The organism is Microbacterium elymi (assembly GCF_021582895.2).
Lineage (GTDB): Bacteria > Actinomycetota > Actinomycetes > Actinomycetales > Microbacteriaceae > Microbacterium > Microbacterium humicola.
Map to the genome: position 1 here is coordinate 2,931,860 of NZ_CP091139.2, position 18,501 is coordinate 2,950,360.

The 18,501-nt window shown below is 70.2% G+C and carries 14 protein-coding genes, 1 tRNA gene and 6 pseudogenes; 19 read left to right on the forward strand and 2 right to left on the reverse strand.

Annotation, left to right across the window (positions count from 1 at the left end):
* Window positions 1-58 precede the first annotated feature (58 nt).
* The 5 genes and pseudogenes from L2X98_RS15990 (at window position 59) to L2X98_RS16010 (ending at window position 7,315) form a co-directional block, all read left to right on the forward strand.
* Window positions 59-1,417: an NAD(P)/FAD-dependent oxidoreductase gene (locus L2X98_RS15990; RefSeq protein ID WP_259611565.1), complete on the forward strand. Its 1,359-nt coding sequence runs from the start codon at window positions 59-61 to the stop codon at window positions 1,415-1,417.
* A 158-nt stretch (window positions 1,418-1,575) separates the two neighbouring features.
* Window positions 1,576-1,773: a hypothetical protein gene (locus L2X98_RS15995; protein WP_259611566.1), complete on the forward strand. Its 198-nt coding sequence runs from the start codon at window positions 1,576-1,578 to the stop codon at window positions 1,771-1,773.
* A complete protein-coding gene (gene imuA', locus L2X98_RS16000) occupies window positions 1,770-2,270 on the forward strand; it encodes a DnaE2-dependent mutagenesis accessory factor ImuA' (RefSeq protein WP_259611567.1) in 501 nt (166 codons plus the stop codon). Before L2X98_RS15995 ends, imuA' begins: the two co-directional genes overlap by 4 nt.
* Window positions 2,271-2,312: 42 nt before the next feature.
* Entirely contained in the window at window positions 2,313-3,812 is a 1,500-nt protein-coding gene (locus L2X98_RS16005) for a DNA polymerase Y family protein (protein WP_354002831.1), read from the forward strand.
* A gap of 12 nt (window positions 3,813-3,824) precedes the next feature.
* Window positions 3,825-7,315 (forward strand): annotated as a pseudogene (locus L2X98_RS16010) (error-prone DNA polymerase).
* Between the two features lie 14 nt (window positions 7,316-7,329).
* On the opposite strand, the gene L2X98_RS16015 reads toward L2X98_RS16010, so the two are convergent.
* Both L2X98_RS16015 and L2X98_RS16020 read right to left on the reverse strand, forming a co-directional pair.
* On the reverse strand, window positions 7,330-7,614 hold the full coding sequence (locus L2X98_RS16015; protein ID WP_259611568.1) for a Fe-S cluster assembly protein HesB: 285 nt from the start codon (window positions 7,612-7,614) through the stop codon (window positions 7,330-7,332).
* Window positions 7,615-7,805: 191 nt separating this feature from the next.
* Window positions 7,806-7,881 (reverse strand) — tRNA-Arg (locus L2X98_RS16020).
* 193 nt (window positions 7,882-8,074) lie between these two features.
* On the opposite strand from L2X98_RS16020, the gene prmC reads away from it, so the two are divergent.
* From prmC to L2X98_RS16085, 14 genes and pseudogenes are all read left to right on the forward strand, one after another.
* Window positions 8,075-8,956, forward strand: coding sequence for a peptide chain release factor N(5)-glutamine methyltransferase (gene prmC / locus L2X98_RS16025; RefSeq protein WP_259611569.1), 882 nt, complete (start codon window positions 8,075-8,077; stop codon window positions 8,954-8,956).
* A gap of 72 nt (window positions 8,957-9,028) precedes the next feature.
* A pseudogene (locus L2X98_RS16030) lies at window positions 9,029-9,720 on the forward strand (L-threonylcarbamoyladenylate synthase); the annotation flags it as partial.
* A 42-nt stretch (window positions 9,721-9,762) separates the two neighbouring features.
* A pseudogene (locus L2X98_RS16035) lies at window positions 9,763-10,988 on the forward strand (MraY family glycosyltransferase).
* A complete protein-coding gene (locus L2X98_RS22485) occupies window positions 10,985-11,383 on the forward strand; it encodes a Cg1360 family ATP-synthase-associated protein (RefSeq protein WP_435526214.1) in 399 nt (132 codons plus the stop codon). Before L2X98_RS16035 ends, L2X98_RS22485 begins: the two are co-directional and overlap by 4 nt.
* Entirely contained in the window at window positions 11,365-11,544 is a 180-nt protein-coding gene (locus tag L2X98_RS22490; RefSeq protein ID WP_435526215.1) for a hypothetical protein, read from the forward strand. Before L2X98_RS22485 ends, L2X98_RS22490 begins: the two co-directional genes overlap by 19 nt.
* An 80-nt stretch (window positions 11,545-11,624) precedes the next feature.
* Window positions 11,625-12,436 (forward strand): annotated as a pseudogene (gene atpB / locus L2X98_RS16045) (F0F1 ATP synthase subunit A).
* Between the two features lie 43 nt (window positions 12,437-12,479).
* The gene (atpE, locus tag L2X98_RS16050) at window positions 12,480-12,716 is read left to right on the forward strand and encodes an ATP synthase F0 subunit C (RefSeq protein ID WP_274637475.1); all 237 of its coding nucleotides are present in this window, start codon (window positions 12,480-12,482) and stop codon (window positions 12,714-12,716) included.
* Between the two features lie 26 nt (window positions 12,717-12,742).
* Complete coding sequence (locus L2X98_RS16055; protein ID WP_259611571.1) at window positions 12,743-13,294, forward strand: F0F1 ATP synthase subunit B; 552 nt, start codon at window positions 12,743-12,745, stop codon at window positions 13,292-13,294.
* A 60-nt stretch (window positions 13,295-13,354) separates the two neighbouring features.
* Window positions 13,355-13,744: a F0F1 ATP synthase subunit delta gene (locus L2X98_RS16060; RefSeq protein WP_259611572.1), complete on the forward strand. Its 390-nt coding sequence runs from the start codon at window positions 13,355-13,357 to the stop codon at window positions 13,742-13,744.
* Entirely contained in the window at window positions 13,726-14,082 is a 357-nt protein-coding gene (gene atpH, locus L2X98_RS16065) for an ATP synthase F1 subunit delta (protein WP_259613360.1), read from the forward strand. Before L2X98_RS16060 ends, atpH begins: the two co-directional genes overlap by 19 nt.
* A gap of 64 nt (window positions 14,083-14,146) precedes the next feature.
* Window positions 14,147-15,788 (forward strand): annotated as a pseudogene (gene atpA, locus L2X98_RS16070) (F0F1 ATP synthase subunit alpha).
* A 19-nt stretch (window positions 15,789-15,807) separates the two neighbouring features.
* Window positions 15,808-16,716, forward strand: coding sequence for a F0F1 ATP synthase subunit gamma (locus tag L2X98_RS16075; protein WP_259611573.1), 909 nt, complete (start codon window positions 15,808-15,810; stop codon window positions 16,714-16,716).
* A gap of 23 nt (window positions 16,717-16,739) precedes the next feature.
* Window positions 16,740-18,193, forward strand: a pseudogene (atpD, locus tag L2X98_RS16080) (F0F1 ATP synthase subunit beta).
* A gap of 2 nt (window positions 18,194-18,195) precedes the next feature.
* A complete protein-coding gene (locus L2X98_RS16085) occupies window positions 18,196-18,456 on the forward strand; it encodes a F0F1 ATP synthase subunit epsilon (RefSeq protein WP_259611574.1) in 261 nt (86 codons plus the stop codon).
* Window positions 18,457-18,501 lie beyond the last annotated feature (45 nt).

The following is an 18,501-nucleotide window of genomic DNA, read 5'->3' on the forward strand; positions in this document are numbered from 1 at the left end:
GGTTCGCACAAGAGCGGTTCGCACAAGAGCAGTTCGAGTAAGAGAGGATGGGGCGATCGTGACGACGCCGCACGTGCTGATTCTCGGCGGAGGATATGTCGGTCTGTACACCGCATGGGGTCTGGAACCACTCGTTCGACGCGGTGAGCTTCGGATCACCGTCGTCGAACCGAACCCGTACATGACGTACAAGCCGCTGCTGCCAGAGGTGGCGGGCGGTGAGATCGAACCGCGAAACGTCACGGTGCCACTCCGGCGCGCCTTGCGGCGCAGTTCCCCGGTGGCCGGCCGGCTGGAGTCGCTTGACTGCGACAGCCGAACGGCGACACTGCACCGACTCGATGACACCGAGGTCGAGCTGCACTACGACCATGTCGTGCTGGCCCTCGGCGCCGTCACCCGCGTGATTCCCACTCCCGGCCTCGAGGAACAGGGCATCGGCTTCGCCACGCTCGAAGAGGCGCTTCACCTGCGCAATCACGTCTTGGACCGCATCCGCTGGGCGGCGTCAACGAGCGATGCCGAGGCGCGCGAGAAGGCGCTGACGTTCGTTTTCGTCGGCGGGGGCTACACCGGGGTCGAGGCGATCACCGAACTGCAGGATCTCGCGGCTCACACCCTCCCCTGCTATCCAGAACTGTCCGGGTTCTCACCGCGCTGGGTGCTGGTGGAGGCGGCAGACCAGATCGCCGTCGAACTCGGAGAGAAGCTGGGGCGCTGGAGTCAGCAGCATCTGCACGAGCGGGGCATCGAGGTGCTGCGCACCACGATGGTCTCGTGCGAGAACGGCGACGTCGTTCTCGACAATGGCGAGCGGATGCCCGCCGACACGATCGTCTGGACGGCTGGCGTGACCCCCAACCCGGCGCTCGATGGCACAAACCTGCCGCGCGGTCCCAAGGGGCACGTTGTCGCGAACGCGCGGATGCAGGTCGTTCGCGACGACGGGTCCGTCGTTTCCGGTGCGTGGGCTGCCGGGGACAACGCTCAGATACCTGATCTGACCTCTCAGAAGCAGCCCGCCTACTATCCGCCGAACGCGCAGAACGCGGTGCGCCAGGCCAAGCTGCTGGCCAAGAACATCGCGGGTGCACTCAGGGGTGCCGAACCGGTCGAATACCGTCATGAGTCGCTGGGCACGCTGGCCAGTTACGGGCCGGGCCAAGGAGCGGCGGTGGTGAAGGGCATCCGTCTGCACGGCCTTCCCGCCTGGGTATTCGACCGCGCGTATCACGGCATGGCCATGCCCACGCTCGCCCGAAAGATCCGCCTCTTTCTCGGCTGGGCGATCAACTCGATCACCCCACGGGACATCACCTCGACATCCGCGATCATCCACCCGCGCCGGCCGTTCCAGGCGGCCGCCGAGATCGCCCGTGCGGCGGCCCGCAAGAAGGAGCAGCAGAAGGCGAAGTAGCTCTTCGGCGGCGGTCTTCTGCCCATCCTCGATTGCCCTTTTCGCGCTATGGGACTGTCGAACATAGCAAGCGAATAGGAAGGGATTCACTGTCGGAAGGCAGGTTTATCGTCGTTCTTGCGATTGACGTACTAGAACATGCGTTCTAGCATGGAGAAGTGAGGACGATCATGTCGGCATCGGCTGCGGCACCAGAGGTCTCGCGTCTGCGCGCTCGGCTCGAGCAGATGCAGGGGCGTCGGCTGGACGCGCCCGTGCTGCCGACGCTGCCGGCCCTCGCCGAGCTTGCCCGGGGCGGGCTGCGCCCCGGCGCCGCCTATGCGGTGGGCCCCTCGGCATCGCGCTGCTGGCGATGATGGCCCGCCCCTCGCAGGACGGTGCCTGGTGCGGTGCGGTGGGGCTGCCCGAGCTGGGCGCCGAGGCCGCCGAGCAGCTGGGGGTCGAGCTGTCCCGGCTGGTGCTGATCCCCGATCCGGGTCCGCGCTGGATCGCGGTGACCGCGACCCTCGCCGACGTGCTGCCGGTGGTGGCGGTGCGCCCGGCGGGGCGGGCCTCGGACGCCGAGATCGCCCGCCTGTCCGCGCGGCTGCGCGAGAAGGGCACGGTCCTGCTCGTGCAGGGGGTGTGGCCGACCGCCGAGGCATCCCTCGACGTCGATGCGCCGGAATGGTCCGGTGTCGGCGACGGGCACGGGTATCTGCGTCGTCGCGCCCTCACCGTGAGCGTGACCAGCCGGCGCTGGGCGGTCCCGCGTCGGGCGCGGATGCTGCTGCCCGACGATACCGGCGCGCTCACGGCGTCGCGCGCCTGGTCCGGTGACGAGCGCCGGGCGCCGATGAGGGCGGTGGGGTGAGATGGACGGCCCGATCCGCAGCCTGGTGCTGTGGTTCCCCGATTGGCCGGTGACCGCGCTCGAGCGCGAGCGGACCGCGGATGCCGCACCCGTCGTGATCGTGCACGCGAACACCGTGGTGGCCTGCTCGGCTCGAGCACGCGCCGAGGGGGTGCGACGGGGCAGCGCCGTCGCGACGCGCAGGCGCGCTGCCCGCGCGCGCAGATCGTCGCCGCCGATCCGGCACGCGATCAGCGCGCGTTCTCGCCGATCGTGTCCCGCATCGAGCAGCTCGCTCCGGGCGTGCAGATCATCCGGCCGGGACTGTGCGCGCTGCGCGCCCGGGGACCGGCCCGCTACTACGGCGGCGAGAGCGCGGCGGCGTGCGAGATCCTCGACGCGCTCGCCGAAGGGGACGACCTTCCGGGCGTGCGCGCCGGTGTCGCCGACGGCCCGTTCACCGCCGAACAGGCGGCTCGGGCCACCGGTCCCGATGCGCCGGTGCGGGTGGTGCCCACCGACGAGACGGCGGCCTTCCTCGCCCCGCTGCCGGTGACGGTGCTCGCCGACGACGAGCTCGCGCACCTGCTGAGCCGGCTCGGCGTCCACACTCTGGGCGCGTTCGCGCAGCTGGACCCCACCCGCATCCGCGACCGGTTCGGGCCGCGCGGGCAGCGCCTGCACGCTCTGGCCACCGGGGCGGACTCCCGGCCGATCACCGCGCGCACCCCGCCGCCGGAGCTGGATCGCGAGGTCTTGTTCGAACCGCCGCTCGAGCTGGCCGAGCAGGTCGCGTTCGGGATGCGGGTGGCCGCCGACGAGTTCATCTCGGGGCTGGGCGCGCACGATCTGGTGTGCACCGAGCTGCGGGTCCGGCTGGTGGCCGAGCGGGGCGAGTGCAGCGAACGGGTGTGGCTTGCACCCGGATCGTTCGATGCGTCCGCGGTCGTCGACCGGGTGCGCTGGCAGCTGGCCGAAGCCGCGCAGAACCGGGTGCTGCGGGGCGGGGTGGCGCAGGTGCGGATCGAACCGGCGGCGGTGGATGCGGCATCCGCCCATCAGCCGGCCATCTTCGGCCCCGGCGCCGAAGAGAAGGTGCATCACGCGCTGTCTCGGGTGCAGGCCATGCTCGGTCACCGCGGCGTGCTCACCCCGGCGATCGGCGGCGGCCGCTGGCTGACCGAGCGGCAGGTGCTCGTGCCCTGGGGCGACCGCGCGATGGTGGGGGCGGAGCGCTCACGGCCCTGGCCGGGGAGCCTGCCCCCGCCGGCGCCGGCGACCGTGTTCCCGCGCCCGCAGACCGTGGACGTGACCGGCGCGGAGGGCGTGTGCGTCGAGGTGGACGAGCGGGGCGCGCTCAGTGCGGCGCCCGCGCAGCTGGTCGAGGCCGGCCGGCGGCGCGCCATCGTGTCCTGGGCGGGTCCGTGGACCGTGGACGAGCGGGGGTGGGATGCCGCCCGTGCCCGCCGTGCGCACCGGTTCCAGGTGGTGGACGCCGAGCAGAACGCCTGGCTGCTGATCTGTCAGGACGGCCGCTGGGCGGCGGAGGCGCGCTATGACTGAGGTCAGGTCCTGATGGGATTCGACAACCCCTCCATCCCGTGGTCCGAGCTCGAACGGGTGCTCAGCGACCGCCGCCGCCCGCGGAACGTGCCCGCCGGCGCCGACGGCGGCGACAGCCCCGCGTGGTCGCACAAGCGCGGTCCGTACGTGCCCGCGCCGATCGAGCGGCCAACCGACGCGGTGCCGTACGCCGAGCTGCACGCACACAGCTCGTTCTCATTCCTGGACGGGGCATCCTCGCCCGAAGACCTGGTGGAAGAGGCCGAGCGGCTCGGGCTGCACGCCCTGGCGATCACCGACCACGACGGCTTCTACGGCATCGTGCGCTTCGCCGAGGCCGCGCAGGGGCGGCAGGTGAAGACCGTGTACGGCGCCGAGCTGTCGCTCCAGCTGCCCAAGCCCCAGAAGGGCGAAGCCGATCCGGCCGGCTCTCACCTGCTCGTCCTCGCCCGGGGGCAGGAGGGATACCACCGGCTCGCGGCGGCCATCACGCACGCGCAGCTGCGCGGCGCCGAGAAGGGCCGGCCGCTCTACGACCTGGACGCGCTGGCCGCCCAGGCCGACGGCCACTGGGCCATCCTCACCGGCTGCCGCAAGGGGGCGGTGCGCCGCGCCCTCGCCGACCGCGGGCTGACCGGGGGGACGGATGCCGCGGCCGCCGAGCTCGACCAGCTGGTGGCGCTGTTCGGAGCGGATGCCGTGCACGTCGAGCTCATCGACCACGGCGACCCGCAGGACTCGGCCGTCAACGACGTGCTCGCCGGGCTGGCCGCCGACCGCGGCCTGCCGACCGTGGCGACCAACAACGTGCACTACGCGACGCCCGGGCGGCGGCAGCTGGCGGCGGCGGTGGCCGCGGTGCGGGCGAACCGGAGCCTGGACGAGCTGGACGGCTGGCTGCCGGTGCACGCCGGGGCGCACCTGCGCAGCGGCGCCGAGATGCAGCGGCGCTTCGCGCGCTACCCCGGCGCGGTCGCCCGCACGGTCGCGCTGGCCGACGAGCTGGCCTTCCCGCTGCGCGCGGCCCGACCGGCGCTGCCGAAGTTGCCCGTCCCCGAGGGGCACACGCCGATGTCCTGGCTGCGACAGCTGGTGTGGGATGCGGTGCCGCGCCGGTACCCCGACCTGAAGCCGCAGGACCGCGCGCGCATCGGCCACGAGCTGGATGTCATCGAGCAGAAGGACTTCCCCGGCTACTTCCTGATCGTGCACGGCATCGTCCAGGAGGCGCGCCGCCGCGGCATCCTGTGCCAGGGACGGGGCTCGGCCGCCAACAGCGCCATCTGCTATCTGCTGGACATCACCGCGGTGGACGCCATCGCCTACGGGCTGCCGTTCGAGCGGTTCCTGTCGAGCCTGCGCGAGGAGGAGCCCGACATCGACGTCGACTTCGACTCGGACCGGCGTGAGGAGATCATCCAGTGGGTGTACGCCACCTACGGCCGGGACCGCGCCGCGCAGGTGGCGAACGTCATCCAGTACCGGCCGAAGAACGCCATCCGCGACATGGCCCGGGCGCTCGGCCATTCGCCGGGCCAGCAGGATGCGTTCTCGAAGCAGGTGGAAGGATGGGGCGCCTCCCTGTCCACCGGCGACGGGCACGACATCCCGGATCAGGTGATCGAGTACGCCGAAGAGCTGCTGAAGGCGCCGCGGCACCTGGGCATCCACTCCGGCGGCATGGTCCTGACCGATCGACCGGTGGGCGAGGTCGTGCCGATCGAGCACGCCCGGATGGAGAACCGCACCGTGATCCAGTGGGACAAGGACGATGCGAGCTGGATGGGCCTGGTCAAGTTCGACCTGCTGGGGCTGGGGATGCTGGCGGCCCTGCAGTACTGCTTCGATCTGATCCGCGGCTCGACGGGGAGGACTGGGAGCTGGCCACCATCCCGAAGGAGGAGGCGGCGGTCTACGACATGCTGTGCCGGGCCGACTCGATCGGGGTGTTCCAGGTCGAGTCCCGGGCGCAGATGGGTCTGCTGCCGCGACTGCAGCCGCGCCGGTTCTACGACCTGGTGATCGAGATCGCGCTGATCCGGCCGGGCCCCATCCAGGGCGGGGCGGTGCACCCGTATGTGCGTCGCAAGCTGGGGCGGGAGCCGGTCACGTACGCGCATCCGCGGCTCGAGCCGGTGCTGGAGCGGACCCTGGGCATCCCGGTGTTCCAGGAGCAGCTGATGCAGATGGGCATGGCTGTCGGCGGGCTGAACGGGGAGGACGCCGACCTGCTGCGGCGCGCCATGGGCTCCAAGCGCGGGGTGGAGCGGATCGAGTCGCTCAAGCAGAAGCTGTACGACGGGATGGCCGCCAACGGGCTCACCGGCGACGATGCCGACGCCATCTACGAGAAGATCCAGGCGTTCGCGAACTTCGGCTTCGCCGAGTCGCACTCGCTGTCGTTCGCGCTGCTGGTCTACGCCTCGTCGTGGCTGAAGCTGCACTATCCGGCGGCGTTCCTGGCGGGGCCTTGCGGGCCCAGCCGATGGGGTTCTACTCGCCGGCCACCCTCACCGCCGACGCGCGTCGGCACGGCGTCGAGGTGCTCCGCCCGGACCTGCACCGGTCGGGGGCGGTGCCGGGGATGGAGCGCACCCGCCAGAGCCGAGGCGACGCGGAGAGCCGAGGCGACGCGGAGGGTCGCGGCGAGGGGGAGGGGCGCGGCGAGGGGCAGCCCCGTATGGCGGCCCGGCCGTGACCGGCAGCGACGCGTGCCTGGACCGCCACCAGCCGGCCGTCGGCGACTTCGACCCGGCCGCGCCGGACGTCTCGGCCGCGCACCGACGGGACGGAGCGTTCGCGGTGCGGCTGGGACTGGCCGCGGTCAAGGGGATCGGGCTCGCGCTGGCCGACCGGATCGTGGCCGAGCGCGAGGCGCACGGCCGATACCGCGACCTGCGCGACCTCGTGCGCCGGGTGGGGGTGGCCGCGGCGCAAGCTGGAGGCGCTGGCCACCGCCGGGGCGTTCGAGTGCCTCGGGCTGAGCCGGCGCGAGGCGATCTGGCTCGCCGGATCAGCGGCGGCCGACCGACCCGAGTTCCTGCCGGACTCGATGGTGTCGGTGCAGCCGCCGCTGTTCGCCGATCCGAGCAGCTACGAGCGGCTGGCCGCGGACCTGTGGGCGACCGGAGTCTCCACCGACGACCACCCGATGACCCACTTCCGCGCCGGGCTCGATGCCCGAGGCGTGCTCACCTCGAACGAGCTTGCGCACGAACGAGGTGGGGCGTCGCGTCGAAGTCGCGGGACTGGTCACCCACCGACAGCGGCCGGCCACGGCATCCGGGGTCACGTTCCTGAACCTCGAGGACGAGCACGGCATCGTCAACGTGGTCTGCTCGGTGGGGGCGTGGACCCGGCACCGGCGGATCGTGCGGGATGCCCCCGCCCTGATCGTGCGCGGGATCGTGGAGCGATCGGTGGAGGGCGTCACGAACCTGGTCGCGGACGGATTCGAAGACCTGCGGGTCGGCCTCGCGCACCGCTCCCGCGACTTCCGCTGACGCCCCGTACGGCGTCAGCTCTGCATCGCGAGGCCGAAGCGCACGGCCCCGTCGTCGCCGACCTGGGCGTCGAGCACCTGGTCGTCCAGCGCCACCGTGGCCCCGGCATCCAGGAACACGCGGGCCCCGGCCTCTTCGACCACGGCGTCCTCGGACTCCGGTGCCGGGGCGACGTTGAGTGCGAACCCCTGCGCAGGGTCGTCGGCGGTGTGGATCCGCAGGCCGGCCGTGTCGACCTCGGCGTCGTTCGAGACGATCGACTTCACCGCGGTGGCGGCGTTCTCGGTGAGTGTGAGCATGTCCTGTCCTTCCGTGGGGATGCCCGAGGGCTTGGAGTCGGCCACGATTCCGAGAATCCGGGCGAGGCGCAACCCCGTGCCGACATTCTGAGCGGATTCACATACGGCACAGGCACTCGTGCCCGCGGGAGGTGACCGCGCGGGCCGGAGACGCCGGCATCCTCGACTTCGGCACGGAGCCGCACAGCTGATGGTGCCCCCGAGAGGAATCGAACCTCCGACGCGCGGCTTAGGAGTCCGCCGCTCTATCCACTGAGCTACGAGGGCGCAAGCGTCCCAGCCTACTGGCTCGCCCGGCGCCGCCGGTTCCGCGCCGGCTGTCGTTCCCGGCCACGCCTCTGCGTCGCGCTGCCGTTTTCGGAGTGCGCGGTCCTTTCTTCGGGCAGCGGATGCGGATTTCGACAGCGCGAGCGGATGCCGGGGGCGGCGGTGACGGCCGCGGATAGGCTGGAGGCCGCCCATGGACGCCGCCGACACGACCTCGCCCCGCCTGGCCGCCGCGCTCCGCGACGGCGCGCGGACCCTGGATGCGGCGGGAGTGCCCGATCCGATGGTCGATGTCGAGCTGCTCGCCGGCCACGTCCTGGGGGTCGGCCGCGGCGCCGTGCAGGCCGCCGCGCTGCGCGGCGATCCGCTGCCGGCCGAGGACGGGGCCGCGCTCGCCGCACTGGTGGCTCGCCGCGCCCGGCGTGAGCCGCTGGAGCATCTGACCGGCACCGCGCCGTTCCGCCACCTCGAGCTGGCCGTCGGGCCGGGGGTGTTCGTCCCCCGCCCCGAGACCGAGGTGGTCGCGCAGCTGGCGATCGACGCTCTCGCCGCCGTCCCCATGCCGCGACCGCGCGCGGTCGATCTGGGCACCGGCAGCGGTGCGATCGCCCTGGCGATGGCCACCGAGGTGCCGAACGCCGAGGTGTGGGCGGTCGAGCGGTCACCCGAGGCGTACGCGTGGACGCAGCGCAACGCCGCCCGGTACGGTGGCGCGAACGCCCATCTGGTCCTCGGCGACCTGGCTGATGCGCTGCCCGAGCTGGACGGGACCGTCGACGTCGTGGCATCCAATCCGCCGTATGTCCCGGATGACGCGATCCCGCGCGACCCGGAGGTGCGCCTGTTCGATCCGCCGCAGGCCCTGTACGGGGGAGCGGACGGGCTGGACGTGGTGCGCGTCCTCAGCCGGGTCGGCCTGCGCCTGGCCCGCCCCGGAGGGGTGATCGTGATCGAACACGGCGAGTGGCAGGGGGCGCCCATCCGGGACGTGCTCACCGGCGACGGGTGGCGGGCGGCGGCCACGCATCCCGATCTGACCCTGCGCGACCGGGCGACCACCGCGATCCGCCCCTGACCGGCGCATCCGCCGCGGTCCGCCCCTGACCGGCGTCATCCCCCAGCCGCGCGTCGCTACACTGGACGGGTCATGAGCCCCCTGTACGACTGCGACGATCCGGCGCAGCCTGCCCACCGGCATGCGTCAGGCACGCCAGGCGATCGGCCGCGGAGAGCTCGTCGTCATGCCCACCGACACCGTCTACGGCGTCGCCGGCGACGCGTTCTCACCGGATGCCGTGACCCGCCTGCTGGCGGCCAAGGGGCGCGGACGCCAGTCGCCGCCGCCGGTGCTGGTGGCCGGCCGGCCGATGATGCAGGCCCTGGTCTCGGAGATCCCCGAGCCGGTCGACCGGCTCATCGAGGCGTTCTGGCCCGGGGGACTGACCATCGTGCTGCCCGCCCAGCCCTCGCTGTCATGGGACCTCGGCGACACGCACGGCACGGTCGCGGTGCGGATGCCCGCCCAGCCCCTGGCCATCGAGCTGCTGGAAGAGACGGGGCCGCTGGCCGTGTCCAGCGCGAACCTCACCGGCCGCCCGGCCGCGATCGCCGCCGTCGATGCCGAGGCGATGCTCGGCGACAGCGTGGCCGTCTACCTCGACGCCGGACTCAGCGAGACCGGGGTGTCGTCCACGATCGTCGATGCGACCAGCCTGGTCGGCGGCGCCGAGCCCATCGTGCGCGTGCTGCGGGTCGGCGCCATAAGCCGCGAACGGCTTGCGCGACGTGCTGGGCGAGCTGCTCGAACCCGATCCCGAGGGCGAGACCCCGCCCGCGCGCTCCGAGGCGTCCGGGACGGATGCCGCAAGCCGGTGGCGACGGGTGAAGCAGTACATCTTCACCATCCTGTTCACCGCCACCCTGACGCTGATCTTCTCGTGGGCGGTGTGGCGGATCGGCCTCCGATACAAGCTCTACCCGGCCATCCGCGCCCGGGACGTGCACCAGACCCCCACCCCTCGGCTCGGCGGCATCGCGATGTTCCTCGGGGCGGTGGCCGCGTTCGCCGTCTCGGCGTTCACCCCCTACTTCCAGATCTTCTGGTCGAACCCGCGACAGGTGTGGGCGATCCTGGCCGCCATGGCCCTGACCGTGCTGGTCGGGGTCGCCGACGACCTGTGGGACCTGGACTGGATGATCAAGCTGGCCGCCCAGTTCTTCGCCGCCGGGATCATCGCGTGGTTCGGACAGCTTGCAGATCTACTCGCTGCCGATCGGCGGGATGACGGTGCCCTCGGCGACGGTGAGCTTCACGCTCACGGTGTTCGCGATCGTGATCGTGATGAACGCGGTCAACTTCATCGACGGTCTGGACGGACTGGTGGCCGGCGTCTGCCTGATCGCCAACGCCATCTTCTTCGTCTACTCCTACTTCATCGTGCGCGACTCGGGCGCCTCGAGCTACTTCAACCTCGCCTCGTTCATCGCGGCGATGCTGGTCGGCATGTGCCTGGGCTTCCTGCCGATGAACTGGCATCCCGCGAAGCTGTTCATGGGCGATTCCGGGGCCCTCGTGCTCGGGCTGCTGATGGCCACCGGCGCGATCGCGATCACCGGTCAGTTCGACCCGGCGACCCTCGACCCGGACGAGTTCGGGCGTTCGCAGCTTGCTGGGCGCGTTCATCCCCATCCTGCTGCCGGTCGCGGTGGTGATCCTGCCGCTGCTGGACTTCGGATCGGCCGTGATCCGGCGGATGCGCGCGGGCAAGTCGCCGTTCTCCCCGGACCGCAAGCACCTGCATCACCGGATGCTGGACATGGGCCATTCCAGCCAGACCGCCGTGCTGATCTTCTACGCGTGGACGGCGATCATCGGGCTGTCGATGCTGCTCATGTACATCGGCGTCAGCCACGGGTGGCCCGGGCAGTACTGGGGCGGCGTCGCGTTCGGCGTCCTCGGCGCGGCCGCCTGCCTGGTCGTCACGTTCATCCCGAACCACCGCCGGCGCACCTCCCCGACATCCCCCGACTCTCCGCCGCCCCCGGCATCCCCCGATCCGACTGCGCCGACCCGAGCGCACACCCCCGTCCCCCAGGAGCATCGATGACCAACCCCGCACCGGGAGCCTCCGGCAGCCCGGTCACCAGCACCCCCGTCCTGCGCGCCGTCCTGATCTGGTCGGCCGTGGTCACGGCCGTCCTCGCGGTGATCGGCGCCGTGATCGGCTTCATCGTGGCCGGCGCGCCCGGGCTGTTCAGCGCGCTGGCCGGCATCATCCTGGCCGCCCTGTTCCTGGGGATCACCGGCGCCAGCATCCTCATCGCGAACCGCTGGTTCGGCGACCCGCTCTACACGCCGATCTTCTTCGGCATCGTGCTGGGCGGATGGCTGCTGAAGTTCGTGGTGTTCATCGTCGCCCTGATCGTGCTCGCGGTCAGCCGTGGATCGCGCCCACCGTCTTCTTCGTCGCGATCGTGGCGGGCGTGGTCGCGTCCCTGGTGATCGACGTCGTCGTCCTCACCCGGATGCGGATCCCCGCCGTGTCGGTGGACCTGCCGACCGAGGTGCCGGACGACCCGGAACCGCGCGCGGAATCCGATGAACGGGACGTTCCCCCTCGGGTGTTTGATAGGGTGGACGAGTACCCGCCCGCTCGCGTCTGACGTCAGAGCTGAACTGCGGGTGCGCCTCATCGACCATCGTCGCAACGGTTTCGACCGGTGCCCCGAAGTTGGAGCCAGCGCTGTTTACTCAAGCTGCGACCCTGATTGCGAAAGCCGCGGATTCTGACGGCGGATTCCATCCGCCGTCGATCACCGAGTTCTTCCCGCCGGTCGTGCTGTTCGAGGGCACGCCGTTCGCGCTGTCGCGCATCAACCTCATCCAGATCCTCGCGACGCTCGCGATCATCGTCATCTTCGTACTCGGCACCCGGCGCATGAAGCTCGTCCCGGGCCGCTTCCAGAGCGTGGTCGAGTTCGGGCTGGACTTCGTCCGCAACGGCATCGCGCACGACCTCCTCGGCCGCAAAGACGGCAACCGCTTCCTGCCGATCCTGACCACCATCTTCTTCATGGTGCTGTTCATGAACCTGACAGGCATCATCCCGTTCCTGAACATCGCCGGCACCAGCATCATCGCCGTGCCGCTCGCCTGGCCCTCATCTCGTATGCGACGTTCATCTACGCCGGCGTGAAGAAGAGCCCCAAGGGGTTCGTGCGCAACTCGCTGTTCCCCTCCGGCATCCCGATCTTCCTGCAGTGGTTCGTGGCGATCCTCGAGTTCCTCTCGACGTTCATCATCCGCCCGGTCACCCTCACCCTGCGTCTGCTGATGAACATGATCGTCGGCCACCTGATGCTGGTGCTGTTCTTCTCGGCGACGTGGTTCTTCTTCTTCACCGCCGGCAGCTGGTGGAGCCTGCTGGGCGCCGGCACGCTCGCCTTCGGCTTCGCCTTCACCCTGTTCGAGATCCTGGTGGCCGTCCTCCAGGCGTACATCTTCGCAATCCTCACCGCGGTCTACATTCAGCTCGCGATCGCGGACGAGCACTGAGCGGGCCGGCACACGCCGTCCCTCCCAACGAAAGGAAAAACCCGTGGAAGCTACTACGGTTCTGGCCGCAATGAGCGGTTCGATCGCGACCGTCGGATACGGTCTGGCAGCGATCGGCCCGGCCATCGGCATCGGTCTGGTCGTCGGCAAGACGATCGAGGGCGTCGCCCGTCAGCCCGAGCTGGCCGGCCGTCTGCAGGTCCTCATGTGGATCGGCATCGCGTTCACCGAGGCGCTCGCGTTCATCGGTATCGCCACCGGCTTCATCTTCGGCTTCTAAGCCCCCTCTTCACGTAAGGAGACAGGATGCTTCCGGCTCTTGTCACTATGGCCGCGGAAGAGGAAGCCCCGAACCCGCTGCTGCCCGAGGTCTACGACCTCGTCTGGGGTGCGGTGTGCTTCGTCGCAATCCTCCTCGTGTTCTGGAAGTTCGTGCTGCCGCGCATGCAGGACATGCTCGACCAGCGCGCCGCCGCGATCGAAGGCAACATCGAGAAGGCCGACGAGGCCCAGCGCCAGGCCGAGGCCGCGCTGGAGCAGTACACGGCCCAGCTCGCCGAGGCGCGCAAGGAGGCCGGCGAGATCCGGGAATCCGCGCGCGAGGACGCCAAGAAGATCGTCGCCGAAGCGAAGGATGCCGCCACCACCGAGGCGGGCCGCGTGACCGCGGCCGCGCACGCGCAGATCGAGGCCGAGCGGCAGTCCGCTCTGGTGTCGCTGCGCGGTGAGGTCGGTTCGCTTGCGCTCGACCTGGCCGGCGGCGTGATCGGGGAGACCCTCTCCGACGACGCCAAGGCGCAGGCGGTCGTGGATCGCTTCCTGGCCGACCTCGAGGCATCCGGAACGGCAGCTCGATAATGGGCAGCGCGACCACTCAGGCCCTTGCGGCATCGAACGCGGCGCTGGACGCCGTGTCCGGTGTCGACCTCGGTGTCGCCGGCGAGCTGTTCGCCGCGGGACGCGCCCTGGCCGACACGCCGCAAGCTGAGCGGCGCGCTGGCCGATCGGGCCGCGAGCGACGACTCCCGCGCCCACCTCGTCGGGACCGTCTTCGCCTCGCTGGGTGAGACGACGCGATCGCTGCTGCAGACGGTGGCCCGTCAGCGCTGGTCGTCCCCGGACGACCTCGTGGACGCCGTCGAAGAGCTCGGCATCCGCGTGGCCGCGGCGGTCGACGCCGGAGCAGACGTCGAGGGCGAGCTCTTCGACTTCGCGCGGGTCGTCGCCCGGACCCCGAGCTCGAGCTCGCCCTGGGCAGCCGGCTGGGGGACGCCGCCGAGAAGGGGCGCCTGGTCGAGGCGCTGCTGAACGGGCGGGCCAGCACCGCGACGGTCCTGATCGCGTCGTCCGTCATCCAGCGGCCGCGGGAGCGACGGGTGCGCGAACTGCTCGCACGTGCAGAGCAGATCGTCGCCGGCGCACGCGGACGCACCGTGGCCACCGTGACCAGTGCGGTCGCGTTGAATCAGGCCCAGACCGAGCGGATCGCGGCCATGCTCAAGGCGCGGTACGACACCGAGATCGCGGTGAACACCGTCGTCGACCCCACGCTGGTCGGAGGTCTGCGGGTGCAGATCGCCGACGACGTGATCGACGCCAGCGTCTCGTCCCGACTGGCCGACCTGCGGCAACGGCTCGCAGGCTGACACAGACTTCCCGTCCCCAGGACGGCGACTTCGGGGCCGAGGCCCCTCGAACAAAAGGAAGACAATGGCAGAACTCTCCATCAGCCCCGACGTCATCCGTGACGCGCTGAAGGACTTCGTGGCCGCCTACGAGCCCACCGGCGCCGCGGCGACCGAGGTCGGCACGGTCGTGGACGCGGCAGACGGCATCGCCCATGTCGAGGGCCTGCCCGGCGTCATGGCCAACGAGCTGGTCACGTTCGCGGACGGCACCCAGGGCCTGGCCCTGAACCTCGACGAGAGCAAGATCGGCGTGGTCGTGCTCGGCGACTTCTCCGGCGTCGAGGCCGGACAGCAGGTCACCCGCACCGGCGAGGTGCTGTCGGTGCCCGTCGGCGACGGCTACCTCGGCCGCGTCGTGGACCCGCTGGGCAACCCGATCGACGGGCTCGGCACGGTCGCCACCGACGGCCGCCGCGCGCTCGAGCTGCAGGCACCCGGTGTGATGCGAGCGCAAGAGCGTGCACGAGCCGCTGCAGACCGGCATCAAGGCCATCGACGCGATGATCCCGGTGGGTCGCGGACAGCGCCAGCTGATCATCGGCGACCGTCAGACCGGCAAGACGGCGATCGCGATCGACACGATCATCAACCAGAAGTCGAACTGGGAGTCCGGCGACGAGGACAAGCAGGTCCGCTGCATCTACGTCGCCATCGGCCAGAAGGGCTCGACCATCGCCTCGGTGAAGGGCGCGCTGGAAGAGGCCGGCGCGATGGACTACACCACCATCGTCGCGGCCCCGGCATCCGACCCCGCCGGCTTCAAGTACCTCGCCCCCTACACCGGCTCGGCCATCGGCCAGCACTGGATGTACCAGGGCAAGCACGTGCTGATCGTCTTCGACGACCTGTCCAAGCAGGCCGAGGCCTACCGTGCCGTGTCGCTGCTGCGCGTCGTCCGCCGGGGCGCGAGGCGTACCCCGGCGACGTCTTCTACCTGCACTCCCGCCTGCTCGAGCGCTGCGCGAAGCTCAGCGACGACCTGGGTGCCGGGTCGATGACCGGTCTGCCGATCATCGAGACGAAGGCCAACGACGTGTCGGCGTACATCCCGACCAACGTGATCTCGATCACGGACGGGCAGATCTTCCTGCAGTCCGACCTCTTCAACGCGAACCAGCGTCCCGCCGTGGACGTGGGCATCTCGGTGTCCCGCGTCGGCGGCGACGCGCAGGTCAAGTCGATCAAGAAGGTCTCCGGCACGCTCAAGCTCGAGCTGGCGCAGTACCGCTCGCTGGAGGCGTTCGCGATGTTCGCGAGCGACCTGGATGCGGCATCCCGCCGCCAGCTGGCCCGCGGTGCGCGACTGACCGAGCTGCTCAAGCAGCCGCAGTACTCGCCGTACCCGGTGGAGGAGCAGGTCGTCTCGATCTGGGCCGGCACCAACGGCAAGCTCGACACGATCGAGGTCGAGGACGTGCTGCGCTTCGAGCGCGAGCTGCTGGACTACATCCGGCGCAACACCACCATCCTCGACCGGCTTGCGCGAGACCAACGTGCTGGATGACGACACGGTCGCCGAGCTGACGAAGGTCACCGACGCGTTCATCCCCGAGTTCCAGGGCGGCGACGGCACGGCCATCGACGCCCCGGGATCCGAGGAGCACGACGCGGCGGATGCCGGCGACGTCAACCAGGAGAAGATCGTCAAGGGCCGTCGGGGCTAGGCCCCGGGAGACGTAAGACATGGGCGCACAACTCCGGGTCTACAAGCAGAAGATCGCTTCTGCTTCGACGACCAAGAAGATCACGAAGGCGATGGAGCTCATCGCGGCTTCGCGCATCCAGAAGGCGATGGCGCGCGTACGCGCGGCATCCCCCTTCGCGCAGGCCGTGACCCGAGCCGTGTCCGCCGTCGCGACGCACTCGAACGTCGACCACCCGCTCACCCGCGAGCCCGAGCAGATCCGCCGTTCCGCGGTCGTCATCTTCACCGCCGACCGCGGGCTGGCCGGCGCCTTCAACTCGCAGATCCTGCGCGAGGGGATGGAGCTGGCCCAGCTGCTGCGGGACGAGGGCCGCGAGCCGGTGTACTACCTGATCGGCCGCAAGGCGGTGGGCTACTTCCAGTTCCGCCGGATGAGCGCCGACGCCGAGTGGGTGGGCGACACCGACACGCCGCGGTTCACCTGGGCCGAGGACATCTCCGCCACGCTGCTGGACGCCTTCGAGCGGGGCGGCGAGGACGGCGGCGTCGACGAGATCCACCTCGTGTACAACCGGTTCGTCAGCATGATGACCCAGAGCCCCGAGACGGTGCGACTGCTGCCGCTCGAGGTGGTCGAGGCATCCGCCGACGAGGACGAAGGCGCCAAGGCGCCGGTGTACCCGCTGTACGAGTTCGAGCCGGATGCCGAGACAGTGCTGGACGCGCTCCTGCCGGTCTACATCCAGAGCCGCGTCTTCAACGCCCTTCTGCAGTCGTCCGCGGCCAAGCACGCCGCGACGCAGAAGGCGATGAAGTCGGCCAGCGACAACGCCGACAAGCTCATCACCGATTACACCCGCCTGCGCAACAACGCGCGCCAGGCCGAGATCACGCAGCAGATCGCCGAGATCGTCGGCGGTGCCGACGCCCTGGCGAGCGGCAAGTAGAACCCACCGAAAGAGAAGAAGCCATGAGCCTCACCGCACAGGAGACTGAGACCGCGACGCTTGCCGTCGGCCGTGTCGCGCGCGTCACCGGCCCGGTGGTCGACATCGAGTTCCCGCACGATTCGATCCCGGACATCTACAACGCGCTGAAGACCACGATCACGATCGGCTCCGAGTCGACCGAGATCACCCTTGAGGTCGCCCAGCACCTGGGCGACGACCTGGTCCGCGCCATCTCGCTCAAGCCCACGGACGGAATGGTCCGCGGGCAGGAGGTGCGCAACACCGGCGGGCCGATCACGGTCCCGGTCGGCGACGTCACCAAGGGCCGCGTGTTCAACGTGACCGGCGACATCCTCAACGCCGAGCCCGGCGAGACCATCGAGGTCACCGAGCGCTGGGGCATCCACCGCCAGGCGCCGAACTTCGACCAGCTCGAGTCGAAGACCACGATGTTCGAGACCGGCATCAAGGTCATCGACCTGCTCACCCCGTACGTGCAGGGCGGCAAGATCGGCCTGTTCGGCGGCGCGGGTGTGGGCAAGACCGTCCTCATCCAGGAGATGATCCAGCGCGTGGCGCAGGACCACGGCGGTGTGTCGGTGTTCGCCGGTGTCGGCGAGCGCACCCGTGAGGGCAACGACCTGATCGCCGAGATGGAAGAGGCGGGGGTCTTCGACAAGACCGCCCTGGTGTTCGGCCAGATGGACGAGCCGCCGGGGACGCGCCTGCGGGTGGCCCTGTCCGCGCTGACGATGGCGGAGTACTTCCGCGACGTGCAGAAGCAGGACGTGCTGCTGTTCATCGACAACATCTTCCGGTTCACCCAGGCTGGGTCCGAGGTGTCCACGCTGCTGGGCCGCATGCCCTCCGCGGTGGGCTACCAGCCGAACCTCGCCGACGAGATGAGGTGCTGCAGGAGCGCATCACCTCGACCCGCGGCCACTCGATCACCTCGCTGCAGGCGATCTACGTGCCCGCCGACGACTACACCGACCCGGCTCCGGCAACGACGTTCGCCCACCTGGACGCCACCACCGAGCTGTCGCGTGAGATCGCCTCGAAGGGTCTGTACCCTGCGGTCGACCCGCTCACCTCGACCAGCCGGATCCTGGACCCGCGCTACATCGGCGAGGACCACTACCGGGTTGCGACCGCCGTGAAGCAGATCCTGCAGAAGAACAAGGAGCTGCAGGAGATCATCGCGATCCTCGGTGTCGACGAGCTGTCCGAAGAGGACAAGATCGTCGTCTCGCGGGCCCGCCGCATCCAGCAGTTCCTGTCGCAGAACACGTACATGGCCAAGAAGTTCACCGGCGTCGAGGGCTCCACGGTTCCGATCAAGGAGACCATCGAGTCGTTCGACGCGATCGTGAAGGGCGAGTACGACCACGTCGCCGAGCAGGCGTTCTTCAACGTCGGCGGCATCGCCGATGTCGAGGCCAAGTGGGCGCAGATCCAGAAGGAGAACGGCTGATCATGCCGCTGCAGGTCACTCTCGTCTCCGCCGAGGCCGAGGTCTGGTCGGGCGAGGCGTCGCTGGTGATCGCCAAGACCGTCGAAGGCGAGATCGGCTTCATGACCGGTCACGAGCCGGTGCTGGCGATCCTCGCCGAGGGGCGTGTGCGCATCACCGGCACCGACGGGGTCAAGGTCGAGGCGGACGCGAAGGACGGGTTCGTCTCGGTCGAGAACGACCGGGTGACGATCGTGGCGGGTTCTGCCGCCCTCGTGCCCTGACCCCTTTCTCGGCGAAATCGTACGATGTGGCCGAGAGCACGTCAA

Excerpts from the sequence above, each read along its gene's own strand:
- imuA' (WP_259611567.1), top strand. The coding sequence starts at position 1,770 with ATGATGGCCCGCCCCTCGCAGGACGGTGCCTGGTGCGGTGCGGTGGGG.
- L2X98_RS16015 (WP_259611568.1), bottom strand. The coding sequence starts at position 7,614 with ATGCTCACACTCACCGAGAACGCCGCCACCGCGGTGAAGTCGATCGTC.
- prmC (WP_259611569.1), top strand. The coding sequence starts at position 8,075 with ATGGACGCCGCCGACACGACCTCGCCCCGCCTGGCCGCCGCGCTCCGC.
- L2X98_RS22485 (WP_435526214.1), top strand. The coding sequence starts at position 10,985 with ATGACCAACCCCGCACCGGGAGCCTCCGGCAGCCCGGTCACCAGCACC.
- L2X98_RS16055 (WP_259611571.1), top strand. The coding sequence starts at position 12,743 with ATGCTTCCGGCTCTTGTCACTATGGCCGCGGAAGAGGAAGCCCCGAAC.
- L2X98_RS16075 (WP_259611573.1), top strand. The coding sequence starts at position 15,808 with ATGGGCGCACAACTCCGGGTCTACAAGCAGAAGATCGCTTCTGCTTCG.
- L2X98_RS16085 (WP_259611574.1), top strand. The coding sequence starts at position 18,196 with ATGCCGCTGCAGGTCACTCTCGTCTCCGCCGAGGCCGAGGTCTGGTCG.